Annotated in this window: 9 protein-coding genes; 7 read left to right on the plus strand and 2 right to left on the minus strand. The window is 60.0% G+C overall.

Annotated elements, in window-relative coordinates; genetic code table 11:
- Positions 1–125 precede the first annotated feature (125 nt).
- From JH25_RS08220 to JH25_RS08190, 7 genes are all read left to right on the plus strand, one after another.
- Positions 126–1,643, plus strand: a complete 1,518-nt coding sequence (locus JH25_RS08220; protein ID WP_032879481.1) for a CoA-acylating methylmalonate-semialdehyde dehydrogenase — start codon at positions 126–128, stop codon at positions 1,641–1,643.
- Between the two features lie 15 nt (positions 1,644–1,658).
- Positions 1,659–2,546 carry a 3-hydroxyisobutyrate dehydrogenase gene (mmsB, locus tag JH25_RS08215; RefSeq protein ID WP_032879482.1) on the plus strand — a complete coding sequence of 296 codons (888 nt, stop codon included), beginning with the start codon at positions 1,659–1,661 and terminating at the stop codon, positions 2,544–2,546.
- Between the two features lie 928 nt (positions 2,547–3,474).
- Positions 3,475–7,536 (plus strand): BapA/Bap/LapF family large adhesin, encoded by a 4,062-nt coding sequence (locus tag JH25_RS28940; protein WP_201772883.1) that lies wholly within the window; start codon positions 3,475–3,477, stop codon positions 7,534–7,536.
- A gap of 187 nt (positions 7,537–7,723) precedes the next feature.
- A complete protein-coding gene (locus JH25_RS08205) occupies positions 7,724–9,121 on the plus strand; it encodes a TolC family outer membrane protein (RefSeq protein ID WP_050549390.1) in 1,398 nt (465 codons plus the stop codon).
- Positions 9,118–11,301, plus strand: a complete 2,184-nt coding sequence (locus tag JH25_RS08200; RefSeq protein ID WP_032879484.1) for a type I secretion system permease/ATPase — start codon at positions 9,118–9,120, stop codon at positions 11,299–11,301. Before JH25_RS08205 ends, JH25_RS08200 begins: the two co-directional genes overlap by 4 nt.
- A 50-nt stretch (positions 11,302–11,351) precedes the next feature.
- Positions 11,352–12,518 (plus strand): HlyD family efflux transporter periplasmic adaptor subunit, encoded by a 1,167-nt coding sequence (locus JH25_RS08195; RefSeq protein ID WP_032803970.1) that lies wholly within the window; start codon positions 11,352–11,354, stop codon positions 12,516–12,518.
- Positions 12,519–12,527: 9 nt separating this feature from the next.
- Positions 12,528–13,424 carry an alpha/beta hydrolase family protein gene (locus JH25_RS08190; protein ID WP_177327410.1) on the plus strand — a complete coding sequence of 299 codons (897 nt, stop codon included), beginning with the start codon at positions 12,528–12,530 and terminating at the stop codon, positions 13,422–13,424.
- Here JH25_RS08190 and JH25_RS08185 read toward each other — a convergent pair.
- Both JH25_RS08185 and JH25_RS08180 read right to left on the minus strand, forming a co-directional pair.
- The gene (locus JH25_RS08185; protein WP_236648061.1) at positions 13,421–16,447 is read right to left on the minus strand and encodes a UDP-N-acetylmuramoyl-tripeptide--D-alanyl-D-alanine ligase; all 3,027 of its coding nucleotides are present in this window, start codon (positions 16,445–16,447) and stop codon (positions 13,421–13,423) included. The two genes, JH25_RS08190 and JH25_RS08185, sit on opposite strands and share 4 nt — an antisense overlap.
- Positions 16,448–16,703: 256 nt before the next feature.
- A complete protein-coding gene (locus JH25_RS08180) occupies positions 16,704–16,904 on the minus strand; it encodes a hypothetical protein (RefSeq protein ID WP_005791371.1) in 201 nt (66 codons plus the stop codon).
- Positions 16,905–17,294 lie beyond the last annotated feature (390 nt).

Here is a 17,294-nt window from a genome sequence, read left to right on the forward strand (position 1 = left end):
GGCTTTTATGTGCGTTCTTATTAGAAGTTTGCACATCTATACTCCAAAAACAGTCCGAACGCCTCATTCTTCAAGGCGATTCAACGCCTTGGTTCTCTGCATAACTACAAGATTCTGGAGACCACATGAACGCATCTGCCGATATTTCCGTGCAACAGGTCAAGTTGCTGATCAACGGCGAGTGGGTCGAATCCAAGACCACCGAGTGGCAAGACATCGTCAACCCGGCCACCCAACAAGTGCTGGCCAAAGTCCCGTTTGCCACTGCCGATGAAGTCAACGCTGCCATCGACGCCGCCCATCGCGCCTTTCAGACCTGGAAGCTGACGCCGATCGGTGCGCGGATGCGCATCATGCTCAAGCTGCAAGCCCTGATCCGTGAACACTCCAAGCGTATCGCCGTGGTCCTCAGCGCCGAGCAGGGCAAGACCATTGCCGATGCCGAGGGCGATATTTTCCGTGGCCTGGAAGTGGTCGAACACGCCTGTTCCATCGGCACCCTGCAAATGGGCGAATTCGCCGAAAACGTGGCCGGTGGCGTGGACACCTACACCCTGCGCCAACCTATCGGCGTGTGTGCCGGCATCACTCCGTTCAACTTCCCGGCGATGATTCCGCTGTGGATGTTCCCGATGGCGATTGCCTGCGGTAATACCTTCGTCCTCAAACCTTCCGAGCAAGACCCGTTGTCGACCATGCTGCTGGTAGAACTGGCGTTGGAAGCCGGCGTACCGGCCGGCGTGCTCAACGTGGTGCATGGCGGTAAGGACGTGGTGGATGCGCTCTGTACTCACAAAGATATCAAGGCCGTGTCCTTCGTCGGTTCCACCGCCGTCGGCACCCATGTCTACGACCTGGCCGGCAAACACGGCAAGCGCGTGCAGTCGATGATGGGCGCCAAGAACCACGCCGTGGTGCTACCGGATGCCAACCGTGAACACACCCTCAATGCCCTGGTCGGCGCTGGTTTCGGCGCGGCGGGCCAGCGTTGCATGGCCACCTCGGTGGTGGTGCTGGTGGGCGCGTCCAAGCAGTGGCTGCCAGACCTCAAGGCGCTGGCACAAAAGCTCAAGGTCAACGCCGGCAGCGAAGCCGGCACGGATGTCGGCCCGGTGATCTCCAAGCGCGCCAAGGCACGCATCCTTGAACTGATCGAAAGCGGCGTGAAAGAAGGCGCCAAGCTGGAGCTGGATGGCCGCGATATCAAGGTGCCGGGCTTCGAACAAGGTAACTTTGTCGGCCCGACTCTTTTCTCGGGCGTGACCACCGACATGCGCATCTACACCGAGGAAATCTTCGGCCCGGTGCTGGTGGTGCTGGAAGTCGACACCCTCGATCAAGCCATCGCCCTGGTCAACGCCAACCCGTTCGGCAACGGCACAGGTTTGTTCACCCAGAGCGGTGCGGCGGCGCGTAAATTCCAGAGCGAAATCGATGTGGGTCAGGTCGGCATCAACATCCCGATTCCGGTGCCAGTGCCGTTCTTCAGTTTCACCGGCTCGCGCGGTTCCAAGCTCGGCGATCTGGGCCCGTATGGCAAGCAAGTGGTGCAGTTCTACACCCAGACCAAAACCGTCACCAGCCGCTGGTTTGATGACGACACGGTCAACGATGGCGTCAACACCACCATCAACCTGCGCTGAACCTGGGAGACGAGCATGAAGATTGCATTTATTGGATTGGGCAACATGGGCGCGCCCATGGCCCGTAACCTGATCAAGGCTGGGCACGCGCTTAACCTGTTCGACCTGAACCAGGCGGTACTCAAGGAACTCGCCGAACTGGGCGGCACCATCAGCAGCTCACCGCGTGATGCGGCCCAAGGCGCTGAACTGGTGATTACCATGCTGCCGGCAGCGGCCCATGTGCGCAGCGTGTGGCTGAATGAAGATGGGGTACTCGCCGGCATCGGCAAAGGCATCCCCGCCGTGGATTGCAGCACCATCGACCCGCAAACCATTCGTGATGTAGCGGCTGTGGCAGCGAAACAAGGCGTGGCCGTGGCCGATGCGCCGGTCTCCGGTGGCACCGGCGGCGCCCAGGCCGGGACGCTGACCTTCATGGTCGGCGCCAACCCGGAGCTGTTCGCCACCCTGCAACCGGTGCTGGCGCAGATGGGCCGCAACATCGTGCACTGCGGTGATGTCGGCACCGGGCAAATTGCCAAGATCTGCAACAACCTATTGTTGGGTATCAGCATGGTCGGCGTCAGTGAGGCCATGGCCCTGGGCGATGCGCTCGGCATTGATACGCAAGTGCTGGCGGGCATTATCAACAGCTCCACCGGGCGTTGCTGGAGTTCCGACACTTACAACCCGTGGCCGGGCGTGATCGAAACCGCGCCATCATCGCGTGGCTATACCGGTGGCTTTGGTGCCGACCTGATGCTCAAGGATTTGGGCCTGGCCACAGAAGCCGCACGCCAGGCGCATCAGCCGGTGATCCTCGGCGCAGTGGCCCAGCAGTTGTACCAGTCGATGAGCCAGCGCGGGGAGGGGGGTAAAGACTTCTCTGCCATCATCAATAGCTATCGCAAACCTCAATAAAGGCAAGTTCCGAGAGCCCCCCTTTGGGTGGGTTCTCGGAGGTTGGCTTGTCTATGCGTTCGCAGCATTTCAGGCGCCTTGTGCACCTGCCCCCTCGATATATCCCCTAATACCTGTCCCCATCGTGATTACAACTTTTGCTGCCTCGCATTACGCGAGCTTCGCTGCTATATGCGTTTTTATTACTAATCAACTAACTGGTTCGCATGAGCCTGTTTGAGGTGTGTACCACCTTGAAATAAATTATTACAACTTGAAAAGGTTTGATGGTTTTTCTCGGTTTTTGATCATTGATTCATCATGTGGGTCGCATATGTGGAGTGATTAATTATCATGGTGTGATGATGAAAAAATAATTGATGGGCGTCATATATGTGATGGGCATGACCGTTAATTAGGCGTGCTTAATACCTGTTTAGTTTTCCCTTTGATGTCGGCTATTGCCTCGCTAGTATCTGGCTGGCGGGAGTTTTCAGTTGGGTATGCCTCCACAGTTTTCTCCGCAGTGTTTTATTTTTTCCAGGTTGTGCAGGTGCCTTAAAAATGGCTAGCGAAAGGAAGCGGACAGCGAGTATTGCCGAGCGATCAGCTGCTTTGGCCCACACCGGTCAGGGACTCGACAAGGCCAGTCTCATGGCTCTCCATCTCTCCCGATTGCTTGAGTTGTGGGCTTGCGGGCGTACCCACTCATTGCCGGTGGCGGCGCCTTCCAGGCTTACCTGCCTGTCACATCAATTGCCGCCTGTGAGTCGCGAGTCCGAGCCCATCAACGCGCGACTGCGTGAAGAAACGGGCGTTGGGTGATCGCCACTTAGTCCGAACAGTTCACCAATAACGCAAAAACAAATTTAGCGCTCGACGGTAATCACTGTCGTGGGCATTCGCTCGCGCTGAGCTTTGTGTGTCCATAAATTGAAACGGGTGAGAGATGAAAAATATAACAATTGTCGACAAGGCGACGGGGACGGCGACGGAACATGCCTTGGGAACTACCAGCCTCAAAGGTACCAGCATTGTAAAGTTGCCCTTCGGGCCGGAAAGCGTTCAGTCGTTTCAACAGTCCGGGCAGAATCTGGTAGTCACGCTGAAGTCAGGTGAGACCGTTACGGTTCAGAACTTTTTTGTGGTGGGCGCCGACGGTGCGAAAAACCAACTGGTGCTGGAGGGTGAAGACGGTACTTTGTTGCTTGGCAACTATTCCACGCCTTATTCGGGCTTCACCTTCACTGAGATTTCGACCCTCGACGACCTGGGTGTGGCCGCCATCGCCGCAGACAGTTCCGTTCCGAACTGGGTGCTGTGGGGGCTGGGGCTCCTCGCCGTGGGCGGCGCCGCCGCAGCAATGAGTGGCGGCGGCGGAGGCGGTGGTAACGATTCGCCACCCGCCGCTCCAGGAGCCGCGAGCGGTCTGGCCGTCAACAGTGCGGGCACGCTCCTCACCGGTAAAGGCCAGGGCGGCACGACGGTAACGGTCAAAGATGCCACGGGCAATGTGCTCGGTACCAGCACCGTTGGCACAGACGGTAATTTCCAGGTCAGCCTGGGCACACCGCAGACCAATGGTGAAACGCTGCAAGTCACCCTCAAGGATGCCTTGGGCCAAGTCTCGCCGCCTGCAACTGTTGTCGCCGGTGACACCACGGCACCTGCCGCCGCTTCAGAGTTGGAGGTCAGCCCTGACGGTTTGACCGTCAGCGGTAAGGGCGAACCCAATTCCACGGTGACCATAAAGGATGCCGATGGCAATGTAATCGGCACCGGCACGGTGGGGGATGACGGCAGCTTCCAGGTCACCTTGAACACGCCGCAGACTAACGGCGAAACGCTGAGCGTCATTCTCAAAGACGCTGCCGGCAATGAATCCCCTGCCAGCCCTGTGGTGGCGGGTGATACCACCGCACCTTCCGCACCGACCGACCTGGCGTTGAGCCCCGACGGCGCAACGCTCAGCGGTAAAGGCGAACCCAATGCCACGGTGACCATAAAGGATACCGATGGCAATGTAATCGGCACCGGGGCAGTGGGAGATGACGGCACCTTCCAGGTTACCTTGAACACGCCTCAGGTTAACGGTGAAACGCTTGCCGTCACCTTGACGGACCCTGCGGGGAATGAGTCTGTCCCGACTAACGTGGTCGCCGTTGATATTGATGATACCGACGCGGACGCAGATGCGGATGCCGACGCTGACGCCGACGCCGATGCTGATGCTGATGCTGATGCTGACGCCGATGCTGATGCCGATGCCGATGCTGACGCTGACGCTGATGCTGATGCCGATGCCGATGCCGATGCTGATGCTGATGCTGATGCCGACGCCGACGCCGATGCTGATGCTGATGCTGATGCTGATGCTGATGCCGATGCTGATGCTGATGCTGATGCTGATGCTGATGCCGACGCTGATGCTGATGCTGATGCTGATGCTGATGCGGATGCCGATGCGGATGCCGATGCGGATGCCGACGCCGATGCTGACGCTGATGCCGACGCTGATGCCGACGCCGACGCCGACGCCGACGCCGACGCCGATGCCGATGCGGATGCGGATGCCGATGCTGATGCGGACGCCGATGCCGATGCTGACGCTGATGCGGACGCCGATGCCGATGCCGACGCCGACGCTGATGCTGATGCTGATGCTGATGCCGACGCCGATGCGGACGCCGACGCCGACGCGGATGCCGATGCGGATGCTGATGCTGATGCCGACGCCGATGCTGACGCTGATGCCGACGCCGACGCCGACGCCGACGCTGATGCCGATGCCGATGCCGATGCTGACGCCGATGCCGATGCCGATGCCGATGCCGACGCCGATGCTGATGCTGATGCTGATGCTGACGCTGACGCTGACGCCGATGCTGACGCCGACGCCGACGCCGACGCCGACGCCGATGCCGATGCCGATGCTGACGCTGACGCCGATGCCGACGCCGACCTAGAAGCCTTCGACGACCTCGCCACAAGCGAAGTGACCATCAAACCTGTTACATCCAACACCAACCTGGCGGATATGCGTGTCTTCACCCTGCTGGGTGTTGGCGGGATCATCCTGGGCGATCACACCAAGGCGCAGGAGTTCACGGTTGCCGAAGGTTCCAGCGGCACGCTGAATCTGCAGTTTGCCCAGGCGGATCTGGTTTCGCTGCTGGGAGGCGGTTTCACTGCGGTCCTGGAGGTGAGCGACGGCGCGGGTGGCTGGTTGCCGGTTCAACAGGGCAGTAACGGTTCGGGCTTGCTGGATCTGTTGGGCCTGTTCGGTCAAAGCACCACTGCCGAGATCGAAGGGCTGCAGGCCGGGCAGTACCGCTTCACCCTCCAGCTGGACCCAAACCTGGTCAGCATCGGTGCGGGGGCGACGGCGGTATTGAGCGTCACCAACAACAGCCTGACTGATTTCACTGGCGAAGCCGGTCCCGAAGTCTCCGGCAACGTCATCACCGACCCGGGTGTGGGAGGCACTCCGGATGTGCCGGGCAACGGCGGGCCCGTCAAGGTGCAGGTCGAGGTCGGCGGTGAATTCGTCGATGCGGACGCCACTACCGGCACGGTGCTGCAAGGCCAATATGGTCAACTGACTATTTTTGCCAATGGTGACTACAAGTACACCCCGAACGGCGATGTCGCCAACATCGGCAAAGTGGATGCGTTCGAATACCACTTGGTCAATGGTGCGGGTGGTTCTGCCGCCGCCACCTTGTATGTGCGCATCGACAGCCCAAGTGTCGACGTGACCTGGAACGCAACAGACCCATCGGCTCCAGGCACGGTCAGCCCGGTAGCGAACGATGACCTGGGCTCGGCGCAGATAGCGATCGTCAACCTGGTGACAGAAGCCAACGCGCCGGCCTTGAGCTACAACCTGCCGGCGATCGGCACGGGCTCGGGTACGGGCGAAGTCATCGTCGTGGCTGCCGACTCTACGGCTGTATTGAAGGTCGATGTCAGCGCTTCCGGCTTGACCCTGTTGCCGTCCACCACCGTCAATCTGCAAAAACTGATTGCAGGCCAATGGGAAACGCAACAGACCACCACCCAGTCGTCGCATACGTTCACCGGGCTGGACGCCGGTTCGTATCGGGTCACCGCATCCACAGGCTCGGTGCTGTCATTGTCGACCATCACGGTGGCTCAGACCTTGACTACCACCTTCACCACGCAATTTGTGGCCGGTGAAATGACCAACGCCACCGGCGACTTGTTGGCTGGCAGCCTGGCCGGACCGGATGTGCTCGGTTCGCCATTGACGGTGTTGAGCGTGCTGGTAGCCGGGGCCTATGTGGTGCCTGGGCAGACGGGGGCGCAAGTCGTCGGTGAGCACGGCACGTTGACCGTCTTTGCCGATGGCAAATACGTCTACACGCCGAATGCCGGCCTGACGCTGGATGAGATTGGCCAGGTGGATAAATTCACCTACAAACTCACCACGCCGACGGGTCAGGAGGAGACCGCAGACGTGTACATCCGCATCGACTCGCCAGACCGTGACCTGGTCTGGGACGACGCCAACCCGGGCGCGCCTGCCACTGAGGGTGTCGGCTTTGCCGCAGCCCTGGGGGCGGTGGATCAGGCCGCGGATGACGTCGCCAGCGTTGATGCTCAGCACCACGATGCGGCGGTGGTTGATGACACCGACTTCACCCACGTCGATGCGGGCGCGGGTGCAAACGGGTTGCTGTGGGAAGGGGGGGATGCTGCCATCAACCTCACCGACCTGATCGGCAAAGTCAGCGATGTGCAGAGTATCGACCTGAACGATATCAGCGCAGTGGACCTGACGTTGAGCCTGGAAGACCTGGTGTCCATCACCGGGCCTGAGTCGGATCGCTTGATGATTCAGGGCGACGATCAGGACAGCGTGCACCTGACCGGCGACTGGACTGGCGGTGTGACGCAAGTAGAGAACGGTCTGGAGTACGTGGTCTACACCAGTGCGGAAGATCAGGCCCATCAGCTTTGGGTACAAAGCGGCATCAACGTGGTGTAACGCCACTTCCCGATAACCGGGCCGCAATGCCCGGTTTTCCTTACCAACAAGCTTGCAGCGATGGGCCGTGACTGATGCCAGTCACGGTTCGTTGTTGTCCCCCTCCGGTTTGACAACAGTCAGGTGACTTGCAGTGAGGCATAAGAGTTTGGCCAACCAACTGTCTGCCACGGTTCTGGCAGTCGCAATGATCGCGCCAGGGATTGAGCCGGTCATGGCCACGTCGCTTTTCGACGATGAAGAACCCGTCAACATCATCAGCCCCAGCAACCTGGGCACGAATTTACCGGGAGGGCCAGCGGGCGTCAGCGCACCGGTGGCACCCCAGCGCAACATACCGAGCAACCTCGACCTCATGCGCGCCATTCAGTTGGCCGTAGAGTGGCACCCGGCGATTGCCGAGGCGATCGGCCAGCTGTACCAACAAAACGAGAACGTGAACATCGCCCGGTCCGGGTATTACCCGCAAGTCAGCGGTGGCTTCAATTCGGGCTATGACAGCGGCTTGAGTGGCAATGGCCAAAGCCGAGCGTTTTCGTTGTCGGCGTCGCAGATGCTTTATGACTTCGGCAAGGTTTCCAGCTCAGTGGACAGCGCACTGGCGCGGGTCAGCGGCAGCCAGGCGGCGATCTTGTTGTCGATTGACCAAGTGGCCCGCGACACCTCGTTTGCAATGATCGAACTGCAACGCTCGCAACGTTTGGTGACTGTGGCCCGCGAGCAGATCGAGGGGATTTCGGCGATTGCCGAACTGGCCAAAAAACGCAGCGACATGGGTGCCAGCACCCGTTCCGATTTGATCCAGGCCCGTTCGCGGGTCGAGGCGTCAATGGCCACCCAAATGCAGTTCACCGCGCAATTCAACCGCTGGCGCAGCGCCTTGAGCAGTTTGCTGGGGGCCCAGTCGCCGGTGAACGTGGCCAGCGGCTTTCCTGCCAGCCTGGAACAGTCCTGCGTGGGCGTGGTGCCCGATGCCGCCGTCACCCCGACGTTGCTGATCGCCCAGGCCCAGCGGGTCGATGCCTTGGCACTGATTGCACAGGCGCGTGCCGAAGCCTTGCCCACGGTGTCGCTGGACCCGTCCATCACGCACTACCTGGACAACAACGATGAAAGCAACCTGCCCGGCGGCCGCGATCGCACCCGCTACGGCGTGTTTCTCAACGTGAAGATGCCGCTGTACCAGGGCGGCGCAATCACCGCGCGCAAAACCGCGGCGCAGCAGGCGCTGCGCTCGGCCGAGGCGGCCAACGACGCCGCACGGCTTGCGGTTCGCCAGGGTTTGCTCGAAGCCCGCGACCAGATATCAAGCTTGTCGCAACGTCTGTCGACCCTGGATTTTCGTGAGCGCAGCATCTCCGAAACCCGTGACCTTTATCGCCAGCAATACCTTGAGCTGGGCACGCGGCCGTTACTCGACTTGCTCAATGCCGAGCAGGAAATCCACCAGGCGCGCATGGATCGGGAAAACACGGCGGCAGACCTGCGTCGCCTGAATATCGATTGCCTCTACAACACGGGCGGGCTTCGCACGGCGTTCCATTTGGACAACAGCACCCTGCAGGGTGTGGAGATTCGGCCATGAATGAAGCCGTGAAACTGGATGACGACTTGAGTGCAGCGCCCCTACAGCACACACCGCCGCCGACCTTTGATTACGAGGTATGGCTGGAAGCAATTCTTGGGGTGGCCCGCCATTACCGCCTGGAGTGTTCAGCGCAAAGCGTGCGCCTGGCAGCCCAATGGACCGACAGCGCGTCGGTGGAAGACGTGGTGCGGCGTATGGCGCGTCAGGCCGGGTTGAATTGCGTGATCGGCGACTTTAGCGCCTCGACCCTGATGCAACGCCAGTTGCCGCTGGTGGTGCAGTTTGCGGATGGGCAGGTCGGTGTGCTGGAGCTCATCGGTGAGGATGACAGCATCGGCATCGCCTACAGCGGTGATGGCGGTTTGCAAAGCCGTCTGGGTCGCCGCGAATTGCTTGAGCAGGCACGCAAGACGGTGATTCTGCGGCCAATGCGCGCGGTGCGCGACACTCGCGTCGATGATTACATCAAGCCGTACCAAAAGAACTGGTTCAGTGCCATCGTGCTGCGCGACCTGCGGCCGTATGGCTACGTGATGCTGGCGTCCCTGGTCACCAGCGTACTCGGCCTCGCCGGGGTGCTCTTTTCGATGCAGGTGTACGACCGCGTTATTCCCGCCGAGTCCATGCCCACCCTGTATGTGCTGTTCGGCGGCGTGATGTTGGCGCTGGTCTTTGATTTCATCATGCGCATCACCCGCGTGCGCATCACTGACATGCTCGGCAAACGCGCCGACCTGCGCGTCTCGGACCTGGTGTTCGGGCACGCCATCCGCCTGCGCAACAGCGCCCGACCCAAGTCCACCGGTTCGTTCATTTCCCAACTCAAGGAATTGGAACAACTGCGTGAACTGATCACCTCAAGCACGGCGACCGCGCTGGCAGACCTGCCGTTTTTCCTGCTGTTTCTGGTGATCTATTGGTTGATCGCCGGTCCGTTGGTCGCTGTGCCCCTGGTGGCCGTGCTGTTTCTGGTGGTGCCGGGCCTGCTGGCGCAGAAAAAACTCGCGGCGTTGGCCACTGAGTCGATGCGCGAAGGCGCGTTGCGCAGCGCGATGCTGGTTGAAACCGTACAAGGCCTCGACGACATCAAGGCCCTGCAAGCCGAGCAGCGTTTTTCGCAGCAATGGAACCATTACAACGCCACTTGTGGCGATGCCAGCCTGCGCCTGCGCCTGCTCACCAATAAGTTGGTGGCATGGAGCAACAACGTCCAGGGCTCGGTGTTTGCCGTGGTCGTCGTATTCGGGGCGCCCATGGTCATGGCCAGCGATATGACCACCGGCAGCCTGGTGGCCGCCTCGATCCTGGCCTCGCGCATGATGGCGCCGATGTCGCAGATCACTCAGGTACTCACGCGCTGGCAGCAGGCCAAGGTGGCATTGCAGAGTTTGAACCGCATCATGGAATTGCCGGTGGACCACGCTGAAGGCAGCAAGCGCGTGCATTTACCGCTGGTGCGCGGTCACTATGTGCTCAAACAGGCGGCCTTCCAGTATTGCGACGAAGCGCCGGTGCCGGCGTTATTGGTGGCGGATCTGCAGATCCAGCCGGGCGAGCGCATCGCCATTCTCGGCCGTAACGGCGCGGGCAAATCGACCTTGCTGCAGGCCCTGGCCGGGATGCTCGACCTCAAGAGCGGCAACATCAGCCTCGACGGGGTTGCCCTGGGCCACCTCGACCCGGCGGACGTGCGCCGGGATGTGGGGTTGATGACGCAAAACTCGCGTCTGTTCCACGGCACCCTGCGTGACAACCTGATCATGGGGGCGCCGCATGCATCGGATGAGGAAATCCTCCAGGCCCTGGCGGTAACCGGCGCCGCCGACTTCATCGGCAAATTCGCCGACGGCATGGACCACCTGATCCTCGAAGGCGGCTTAGGCCTCTCTGGCGGCCAGCGCCAATCGTTGCTCTTGTCACGCTTGATCATTCGCCAACCGCATATTGTCTTGCTCGACGAGCCCACCGCGTCCCTGGATGAAGCTACCGAGCGCCAATTGATTCAGAACCTGGATCGCTGGGCGGCCCATCGCACGCTGATCATCGCCACCCACCGCATGAGTGTATTGAGCCTGGTCAACCGCATCATTGTGGTCGACAACGGCCAGGTCATCGTCGATGACAGCAAGGACAACGCCATTGCACGGCTATCCAGACCCAAGGGGAAAAACCAGTGAAAACCCATGCGCTGAAAACAATCCCCCTGCTTGCCAGTGAAGACGAACACATCGGCCGCCCCCACGCGGGCGTGGATGACAGTACGGTGCTGCGCGCTACACGGGTGGTGGCGTGGGTGGCCGTCATGCTTGTCGCGTTTGGCGCCTGGGCCTACGTGTTTGAAGTGGACGAGGTGTCCACCGGCAGCGGCAAGGTCATTCCCACCTCCCGCGAGCAGATCATTCAGTCCCTGGAAGGCGGGATCGTCACGGAGCTGAATGTGGGGGAGGGCGATATCGTCAAACAGGGGCAGGTCCTGGCCAGGCTTGATCCGACCAAGACCGAATCCAACTTCGATGAAAGCGCTTCCAAGTACCGTGCGTCCCTGGCCAGCGTGGCGCGGTTGCAGGCGGAAGTGAACGGCAAGCCGTTGGCATTCCCGGCGGAGCTGTCACGTTACCCGGCGCTGATCAGCGCTGAAACCGATCTGTTCAACACCCGACGCAAAGGTCTTGAGGAATCCCTGGCCGGTGTGCGCTCTTCCCTGGGGCTGGTGCGCAGTGAGCTGGAGATTACCGAGAACCTGGCCAAGGTCGGGGCCGCCAGCAATGTCGAGGTGTTGCGCCTCAAGCGCCAGAAGGCCGAGCTGGAATTGAAACTCAGCCAGGCGCGCTCCGATTACCTGGTGCGCGCCGGTGAGGACCTGGCCAAGGTCAACGCGGATGTGCAGACGCTGTCGTCGGTGATGCGCGGGCGTTCGGATTCGGTAACCCGCCTGACCTTGCGCTCGCCGGTGCGCGGTATCGTCAAGGATATCGAGGTCACGACCATCGGCGGCGTCATCCCTCCCAATGGGCGGCTGATGCAGATTGTGCCGCTGGATGAACAGCTGCTGATCGAGGCGCGAGTCTCGCCCAGGGACATTGCCTTCATCCATCCCGACCAGATGGCCAAGGTCAAGATCACGGCCTATGACTATGCCATTTACGGCGGCATGGACGGTAAGGTAGTGACCATTTCGCCGGACACCATTCAGGACGAAGTCAAACCGGAAGTTTTTTACTATCGGGTGTTTATCCGCACCGATGCCGACACCTTGAAAAACAAGGCCGGCAAGACGTTCTCGATCGTGCCCGGCATGATCGCCTCGGTAGACATCAAGACCGGTCAGAAAACCGTGCTCGACTACCTGATCAAACCGATGAACCGGGCACGCGAAGCGTTGCGAGAACGCTAGGGAGGCAGGATGGGTAGAACGTTCGGCATCGGTGTGCTGTTGGGCCTGACGATGGCCTGTACGTCTTGGGTGCAGGCGTTCGATGAGGCGACGACCCCGCTGCGCTGGAATGCGCCCGCCGACCGCGGCACCTGCACTGAGCCGGGTTCGGCGCTGTGGGTCGAAATTGCCCGAGGCGATGCGTGCATTCGTTACTTCGCTGGCGGCGCCCTGGAGCGTGCGCCCGTGGTGATTGTGATGTTCCACGGTGATCGCACGAGCGAGATGCATCGTGCGCCGCAGGCGATTGCCGGCAACACCCTGGCCGCCAAAGTCAGCCAGGCCACGATGCTGACCAAGCGCGCGGGTGTGCCCCTGGTGATTGTAGCGCGCCCCGGCACCTACGGTTCCAGCGGCAACCACGGGCAACGGCGTCAGGCGCAGGAGTTCATTGCGCTCAATGGGGCGCTGGATCAGTTGCGCGAGCGCTATGGCATTGGGCAGTTCGTGTTGCTCGGGCACAGTGGCGGCGCTACGGTTGCCGCTGCACTGTTGACGCTGGGCCGTACCGACGTGAAATGCGCGGTGATGACCTCCGGTGCTTTCTCGCTGGTGCAGCGGGCGCAGATGATCCGCCAGAGCAAGGGCCTGCCTTCAAGGCCTGGGCGTGACACCAATGGGTTGCTGCACCCTTATGATCCGGCCCGGCACATCGATGGCATTGCCGTCGCACCCGCACGGCAGTTGTATGTGATTGGCAGCCCGGACGATCAAGTCGCACCGTTCGCCCTGCAGGAAGCTTTCTTCCAGGCACTGATGCGGGCCGGGCACCAGGCGCATTTGATCAAGGCGCTGGGCGTGCCCACGGCCTTTCACCAGTTGCGCCATGACATCGGGCTGAAGACGGCGGTGCAGTGCGCGGGCTAGACCGGCACCGCCTGTTCGCGTGAGGTCAACCAATCACACAGCTGCGACAGCCCCGTCCCGCCCGAGCTCTTGACCATGACCCAATCGCCAGGCTGAAACCACGGTTGCGGGTCGTTCGCCAGTGCCTGGTTCAGCGCCTTGGCATTCTCAAACCATTGCACTGGCAGCTCGTCACGCAACGACAGGTACAGCGCGTGCATCAACGGGCCGCACAGCACCACATGCCGTGGCGCCACCGCCCGCAAAGGCTCGGCCATCTCCAGGTGATAACGTTGGGCGTCGGGCCCGAGTTCGAGCATATCCCCCAGCACCAGCACACGGTGCTGCGGTGGGGCAGGCAGATCGGTCATTGAGCGCAGCGCGGCACTCATCGAGCCAGGGTTGGCGTTGTAGGCATCGTTGATCAGTTGGAAATGGCCGCCTGTGCAGGTAATTGACAGGGTATTGCCGCGGCCTTCGACGGGCATGAACGCGCCCAGGGTTTCCAGCGCCTGCTCGACCGCAAGCCCGCGTGCAGACAGGGCCGCCAGTACTCCCAACGCGTTGATTACCATATGCCTGCCGCGCGCCTTCAGACTGAAATTCAAGGGTTGCCCGGCAAGGAGTGCGTTGACGTTTACTTGATGGACTTCACTGTTCCAATCCAGCAAGCGCAGGTCCGCTTCGGGGTGTTCGCCGAAGCTGATCACGTGCAACTGGGCCACCTCGGCGGCTTCGGCGAACAGCTCGTAGTAAGGCATGTCGCGACAGAGTACCGCGTGACCGCCCGGGGCCATGGAGGCGAATATTGCGCTTTTTTTGCGCGCCAGGTTTTCCAGGGTTCCGTGATACTCCAAGTGCGCCGGTGCGATGCCGGTGACGACGGCGATCTGCGGGCGAACCAGCGCCGAGTTGATCGGCATACGCCCAACGGCCATTTCCAGCACCCAGAATTCTGCCGGCTCAGTCATGCTCGCCAGGTTCCAGGCAATGCCATGGGGCAGGTTGGCGTTGGCTTCGGTCTGGCCCACGTTGCCCCAGGGTTTCAACGCCTGGGCAAGCATTGCCACCACAGTGGTCTTGCCGAAACTGCCGGTCACGCCAAACACTGTTCCACTGAAGTGCTGCCGGGCGTGACGGCCCATCTGCAACATGGCCTCGCTGGTGTCGGCAACCTGCAATACCGGCAGCCCACTGCTCAGGTAGGGGGTGGGGTCTACACACAGGAAGGCTGACGGTCGACGTTCGGGTTTGGCCTGGGCCCAGCGTTGCGCCGATTGCGCTTCATTGGGGCCGACCCGGCTGGGATGGCGACTGAGGATCCGCTGCGGCTTGAAGAACTGCATGGAGGGCGTCAGCCCCGTTGCGCGCCAGCCGGGCGGCGGTGGGGTTGCCCACGTGCCCTGGGTGACTTGCGCCAGGGTATCTGCGTTCCAGGCTCGATCCACGCCGGTTGCGGCCTGGACCCAACTGACCTGAGGGGCACCATCAAGCAGATAACGGTGGTAAGCGATCAGCCCGGAAAGATAGTGTTCTACATCGTCGATCCGTACCCGGAACGCGTGATGACGAATAAAGAAGGCCCCGGCGATGCGCGCCGGGTTGGCAAAATACATCGCCAGTTCCGGCCAGAAATAGCCATTGAGCAGGTAGCGCGCGCGATGATGCAGCGCGCGGTAGAACGCGTGCAGATCAATCTCTTCAAGCAGGTGGCGCAGTGATGGTTGCTGGGCGATGCGTGTCAGCATCTGCTGCGCTGCCATCATCAACTCCAGCAACGTCGGAAAGGTGGTGATGCGTTGCTGGACGAACCCCAGATAGCCGGCGACGTTGTTCAGGCCAAAGCGAAAATATTTTTCGTCAGGTCGGTAGCGGGTCAGTTCGTTCACGCAGTAGCTGAGCCAATGGTCATGCTCGCGCCAGTGCTCTTTCTCGATGAAATAGTCGAAGGCTTTTTCCACCACGGCCAGCCAGCGCTCGTTGCGGGTCAGCCCATAGAGACGGATCAACCCGAAAGCGGCCTCGCCATCGTAGTAGATAATCCTAAATGGTTCTTTGACACTCAGGTCATGGGCATGCAAAACGTGCACAAACGCCCCGCTGACAGGATCCTGCATCCAGGCCATGCCGTTGGCGAGGGCTTCAAGAAGCGGCAGGTAACGGCGAGTGCCGGTGACTTCGCTGTACTTGACCAGTGCCAGCAGGCACACCGCATTGCCGCCCAGCTTGATCTCGTTGTCGGTGTCGATGAGAAACGCCGCCACGCTGCCATTGGGCAGCAAGGAGGGCCTGATCAGTACCTCGGCGAGGTGAGTCAGCGAGCGCTCGATCGCTGCCTTGAGCTGTTCATCGCCGGTCAGTGCCCAGGCCTCGATCATCGAGTAAGTGGTGCTTGCGTGGCGTAGCGTGTTGTAGTTTTTGATGGTTCGGTCAAAGCAGGGGAAGTAGCCGTAGATAAACTGCCCGCTGTCTTGCACCTGCGTGCTCAGGTAGCTGGATGCGCTGTTTATACACGCCCGAACATCATCAGGTGCGAGCGCTCCCAGGGCACGCCAGCCGGTTTGCGGCCCGCTGCTGTTAAGGGGGTGGGCGACGCCATCTTCGGCGCAGAACACACCGGTGGTGTTGAAGGTGAACACGCGGGTTTCGGGGGCAAGCGCTGCCACGATGGCTGCGGCCTGTGAGCCGCTGAACCGCCGCTTGGCATAGGTGACGAAGTTATTGGTGTTGAAGGTCGCGTGGGCAATGTCGCTGCCGCCGTACAGGATGGCATTGGCATTCAATTCCTGTTCGGTGATTGCCAGCTGCATATCGGCATCGAATGCAAGGCCGTGCCTGAAGTAATTGCGCTTGTGGCGCCTGAGGCGTTCGCTGAACTTTTCCCAGGTTATTGGCGTCACGTTGAACGCACGTTCGACGCGGATCCATGAACGATCGGTTTTATCAGTCCCTTGGCGTGCAGCGTGGGAGCAGAGACGTTCGAATTCAAGCTCACCCAATTGCCAGGCAGTTTCGAAGTTGTCAGCGGTAATATGAAAAACCACCGCACGGTAGGTACTATCACTTATTGAAAAAAATAAAGTGCAGGTGTGCGGGGCGTCTGTTGAGACAGTCAGCTCGTTAGCGTGTTTGCTCAAAAGAGTGTAGCAAGCGAGCAGTTGCTGTTTCACAGGCGAAACTCTCCATGCATCATAACTTGCCGACGGTTATTATTAATTGACGCTGGGTACGTCAAGAAATGCAAACTTTCTCGCAGCAGAAGTTATTGTCCGTACGTAGGCTGATGTTCGAATTTATATATCAGGAATACATCGAAGAGTCTTCCTTTGCAGGCTCTCGGACAGGTGAAGCCACGAGGTTTTCGTGCTGTTGGAGGTGATCGCGAATCAGTTTGCGAATGACCTGAGAGATAGTAAGGTCAACGTCGTTGGACAAGGACTCCAGCCGTTGTTTGGTCGGCGCGTCGATGAGGATGGTCAGGCGCGTAGTTTTATCAGGCATTTTTCTAGTCCTTTTACATACAAAAGCGCGGTCTCAACTGCCGCGGGCAGCAAGTGATACGAGAAGTGTTGAAGGCTTAGAGCCGTGCAGTCAATACACCGGGATTCTAATTCAACTCTCCTGGCATTTTCTACAGAAGGTGATTGAAAGTTCAGATAATGTGAGCTTCTGCACCTTTTACCTATATCCCTATTATCATGCGATTGTAATCCAATGAGCCTGAATACTAACAAGGCTGCAATGAAATTATACGAAGCAGGCGCAGCTGTCAAAATTAATACTATCTATAACTAAAGTAGTGTATGGGCGCGCTGATAATGTAGGCAGGCGACTTTTTTTCATTATGCCGGTTTTTTTTGGAGTGTTTCGCCGAAAAATACAACTCGAAAA

This window comes from Pseudomonas sp. BRG-100, assembly GCF_000737955.1.
GTDB classification, from domain to species: Bacteria; Pseudomonadota; Gammaproteobacteria; order Pseudomonadales; family Pseudomonadaceae; genus Aquipseudomonas; species Aquipseudomonas synxantha_A.

What these genes read in the sequence shown, in the direction of transcription:
- JH25_RS28940 (WP_201772883.1), top strand. Translation starts at nt 3,475, where the DNA reads ATGAAAAATATAACAATTGTCGACAAGGCGACGGGGACGGCGACGGAA.
- JH25_RS08200 (WP_032879484.1), top strand. Translation starts at nt 9,118, where the DNA reads ATGAATGAAGCCGTGAAACTGGATGACGACTTGAGTGCAGCGCCCCTA.
- JH25_RS08180 (WP_005791371.1), bottom strand. Translation starts at nt 16,904, where the DNA reads ATGCCTGATAAAACTACGCGCCTGACCATCCTCATCGACGCGCCGACC.
- JH25_RS08190 (WP_177327410.1), top strand. Translation starts at nt 12,528, where the DNA reads ATGGGTAGAACGTTCGGCATCGGTGTGCTGTTGGGCCTGACGATGGCC.
- mmsB (WP_032879482.1), top strand. Translation starts at nt 1,659, where the DNA reads ATGAAGATTGCATTTATTGGATTGGGCAACATGGGCGCGCCCATGGCC.
- JH25_RS08220 (WP_032879481.1), top strand. Translation starts at nt 126, where the DNA reads ATGAACGCATCTGCCGATATTTCCGTGCAACAGGTCAAGTTGCTGATC.
- JH25_RS08205 (WP_050549390.1), top strand. Translation starts at nt 7,724, where the DNA reads ATGATCGCGCCAGGGATTGAGCCGGTCATGGCCACGTCGCTTTTCGAC.